Annotated in this window: 5 protein-coding genes; 3 read left to right on the top strand and 2 right to left on the bottom strand. The window is 61.2% G+C overall.

Annotation, left to right across the window (positions count from 1 at the left end; translation table 11 throughout):
* The 3 genes from AB4Z11_RS26720 to AB4Z11_RS26710 all read left to right on the top strand — a co-directional run.
* Positions 1-316, top strand: a 316-nt coding sequence (locus AB4Z11_RS26720; protein WP_442028872.1) for a thioredoxin family protein, incomplete at its 5' end; no start/stop codon positions are given.
* Positions 317-325: 9 nt separating this feature from the next.
* Positions 326-1600 carry an MFS transporter gene (locus AB4Z11_RS26715; RefSeq protein WP_442028871.1) on the top strand — a complete coding sequence of 425 codons (1275 nt, stop codon included), beginning with the start codon at positions 326-328 and terminating at the stop codon, positions 1598-1600.
* A complete protein-coding gene (locus AB4Z11_RS26710; RefSeq protein ID WP_442028870.1) occupies positions 1597-2172 on the top strand; it encodes a peptidoglycan recognition protein family protein in 576 nt (191 codons plus the stop codon). The genes AB4Z11_RS26715 and AB4Z11_RS26710 overlap by 4 nt, the downstream gene beginning before the upstream one ends.
* Here AB4Z11_RS26710 and AB4Z11_RS26705 read toward each other — a convergent pair.
* Together AB4Z11_RS26705 and AB4Z11_RS26700 are read right to left on the bottom strand one after the other, a co-directional pair.
* Entirely contained in the window at positions 2161-2400 is a 240-nt protein-coding gene (locus AB4Z11_RS26705; protein WP_442028869.1) for a hypothetical protein, read from the bottom strand. The genes AB4Z11_RS26710 and AB4Z11_RS26705 overlap by 12 nt on opposite strands.
* Positions 2401-2462: 62 nt before the next feature.
* Positions 2463-3359: a LysR family transcriptional regulator gene (locus AB4Z11_RS26700; RefSeq protein WP_442028868.1), complete on the bottom strand. Its 897-nt coding sequence runs from the start codon at positions 3357-3359 to the stop codon at positions 2463-2465.
* Positions 3360-3532: the final 173 nt, after the last annotated feature.

Below are 3532 nucleotides of genomic sequence, written 5' to 3'. Positions count from 1 at the left end.
GACCTATAAGCCCGAGGCGCCTACCCGCGCCGAGATCGATGCGCTCAGCGGACCTGCCTTGCTGGAATTCGGCACCAACTGGTGCGGATACTGCCGGGCAGCGCAGCCGCTGCTATCCGAAGCCTTTGCCGGTCACGAGCCGGTAAAGCACATCAAGGTGGAAGACGGACCCGGACGCTTGCTGGGACGCTCTTTCCGAGTCAAACTGTGGCCCACGATGATCTTCCTGCGCGATGGTAAGGAAGTCGTTCGCGTGGTCCGCCCCGAGGACGCAGACGAACTTCGCGAAGGATTCGAAAAAATCACAACAACATAGGAATCTTCAATGTCCAAAGCCCACACCGGCGCCGTGAATTCTCCCGGCACCGTGCTGTTCGCCAGCCTGATTGGCACCACGATTGAGTTCTTCGATTTTTACATCTACGCCACCGCAGCGGTTCTCGTTTTCCCCAAGCTGTTCTTCCCCGCAGGTGACGCCACCGCGGCCACCTTGCAGTCGCTCGCTACATTTGCCATTGCTTTCTTTGCGCGTCCCGTCGGCTCGGCCGTGTTCGGCCACTTTGGTGACCGGGTAGGACGCAAGGCCACGCTGGTTGCCGCGCTGCTGACCATGGGCCTTTCGACCGTCGTTATTGGTCTGCTGCCGACCTATGCCTCCATCGGTACCATGGCGCCGGTGCTGCTGGCACTGTGCCGCTTTGGCCAGGGCCTGGGCCTTGGTGGCGAATGGGGTGGCGCCGTGCTGCTGGCGACCGAGAATGCGCCGCCGGGCAAGCGCGCCTGGTATGGCATGTTCCCGCAGCTGGGCGCGCCGATCGGCTTCTTCCTTTCCGGCTCCACCTTCCTGCTGCTTAGCACGATGCTGACCGACGAACAGTTCTTCGGCTTCGGCTGGCGCATTCCCTTCCTTGCCAGCGCGCTGCTGGTGCTGGTGGGTTTGTATGTGCGTCTGAAGATCACCGAGACGCCAGACTTCCAGAAAGTCCTGGACCGCAACGAGCGTGTTGAAGTGCCGGCGCTGACAGTGCTCACCAGGCACACGGGCGTGCTGGTACTCGGCACGCTGATTGCGCTGGCGACCTTTGTGCTGTTTTATCTGATGACCGTGTTCGCTTTGAGCTGGGGCACKACCGCGCTGCACATTCCGCGCCAGACCTTCCTGATTCTGCAGTTGATTGCGGTGCTGTTCTTTGGCCTGACGATCCCCGTTTCTGCCGTGCTGGCGGACCGCCGCGGACGCCGCGGAACCTTGATCTGGGTATCTGCTGCGATTGCGGCTTTCGGCCTCGTGATGGCGCCTATGTTCGGCTCCGGCAGCCTGGTGCAGGTGACCGTGTTCCTGTCGATTGGCCTGGGTCTGATGGGCATGACTTACGGCCCGCTCGGCACGCTGCTGTCCGAGCTGTTCCCGGCCGAAGTGCGTTACACCGGCGCTTCGCTGACCTTCAACCTGGCGGGCATTCTGGGCGCATCGCTGGCGCCGTATGCAGCGACCTGGCTGGCCAGCACGTATGGATTGCAGTACGTCGGTTATTATCTGTCCGCCGCAGCGCTGCTTAGCCTGATCGCGCTCGTGCTGACCAAAGGACCACGGCATTGAAAAAAATTCTAATGGCGGTGCTGCTCGCCGCCACGTCGGCAGCCTATGCGGCGGACCCGCACATCATCAGCGTTGAAGAGTGGGGCGGCACGCCTGCCGACCCCGCAAAGGCGCGCCCGCAAGAGATCACCCACATCACGCTGCATCACCAGGGCGAGCCATTCCCCGCCGGGACTGACCCCATTGCCTACCTGCGCAATCTGCAAACATGGTCGCGCAATACCAAGCACTGGATCGACATCCCTTACCACTACATCATCGACCTCGACGGCCGCATCTACGAAGGCCGCCGCATCGATTACGCGGGCGACACCAACACGGAATACGATCCGAAAGGCCATGCACTGATTGAGGTTGTCGGCAATTTCGAGGAAGTGCAGCCGAACGCCGCGCAGCTGGATGCGGTGGTTGAGCTGATGGCGATGCTGGCGAAGAAGTACAAGCTGTCAGCGGACACCATCCACGGCCACAAAGACTACTCCGCGCAAACTGTCTGCCCCGGCGAAAACCTGTACCGTTACCTCGCCGACGGCACCATCCAGCGCCGCGTTGCCGGGAAACTAGGCCAATAGTCGCGCGATGATCGTGCTGCGATGTAGCAGCACGAAATCGCGAAACGCCTGCTCCTTCACCGCCAGCCGCACCACGCCCGGCAGCAGGGCATAGCATACGTCCGCCACCTGCATCATCACCCGATCATCCTGCATCGCCGCCAGCGCCGCCTTCCCGCCGACCGACTGCAGAATCTTCTCGCGATGCCCTTCCACCACCCGCGCTACCGGCAAAGTCAAATCCGCCATCTCCGCCTCCCGAGCAAAGATCCCAGTCTAGGCGTGTGAATGCAGCGACGTTATGGGCTAGCTCAAGCCTTGCGGTATCGAAGCGCTTCGACCAGCAGCGCGAAGGCGGGGGAGGTTTGGCGGCGGCTGGGGTAGTAGAGGTGGTAGCCGGAGGATAGGGGACACCAGTCGTCGAGCACGCGGTGCAGGCGTCCGGATTCGATGTGAGGCATTGCCATGCCTTCGGGGACGTAGGCCAGGCCCAGGCCGTGCAAGGCGGCGTTCATCAGCTGGGGGCTGCTGTTGAAGGTCATCTGGCCTTCGACGCGAACGTTCACCTTGCGTTTACCTTTCTCGAATTCCCAGGGATAGGTATTGCCGTGCGTTGGCAGCCGTAGGTTGATGCAGTTGTGGTCCATCAGGTCTTGCGGCTTCTTCGGCAGCGGGTGGGCTGCGAAGTAGGACGGTGCGCCGACGACGGCCATGCGCATGTCCGGGCCGATGSGCACGGCGATCATGTCCTTGGCAAGTTGTTCGCCCCAGCGCACGCCTGCATCGAAGCGTTCTGCGACGATATTGGTAAGGCCATAGTCGATCACGATCTCCACACGAACATCCGGATATTGCGCCAGGAAGCCGGAGAGTTTGGGGAGGAGCGTCGAATCCGACGCGTATTCAGTGGCGGCAATGCGTATTGTGCCGGCGGGCTTTGCGCGCGACTGGCGCAGCGATTCAAGCTCGACTTCGATCTCTTCGAACTTATGTCCAACCGACTGAATCAGCCCCTCGCCTGCTTCGGTGGGCGAGACATTGCGGGTCGTGCGTGCCAGCAGACGCACGCCGAGCCGCGCCTCAAGGCCTCGCAATGAGTGGCTGAGCGCGGAGCGCGACACGCCCAGCTTTGCCGCCGCTCGCGTAAAGCTCTGTTCCCGCGCCACCGCGAGAAATGCAATCACATCATCCAGGCCTTCGTTTTTCATTGTTGAACGTGATTCACCATTGCATGCCGATTTGCCCATCTTATCAGCAAATGCGGTTGGCCTTACATTGCTACCTGAGCATATCGCAAGGAGGTTGTAATGGAAATCAAACGTAGTGGTTCGCAGGCGTCTATGAAAGGCCCTGACGACTGGTTCACCGGTGCGGTCAGGAT

The organism is Pseudoduganella sp. RAF53_2, assembly GCF_052113985.1.
Classification (GTDB): domain Bacteria; phylum Pseudomonadota; class Gammaproteobacteria; order Burkholderiales; family Burkholderiaceae_D; genus Rugamonas.
This window is presented reverse-complemented; position numbering and strand designations above follow the sequence as displayed.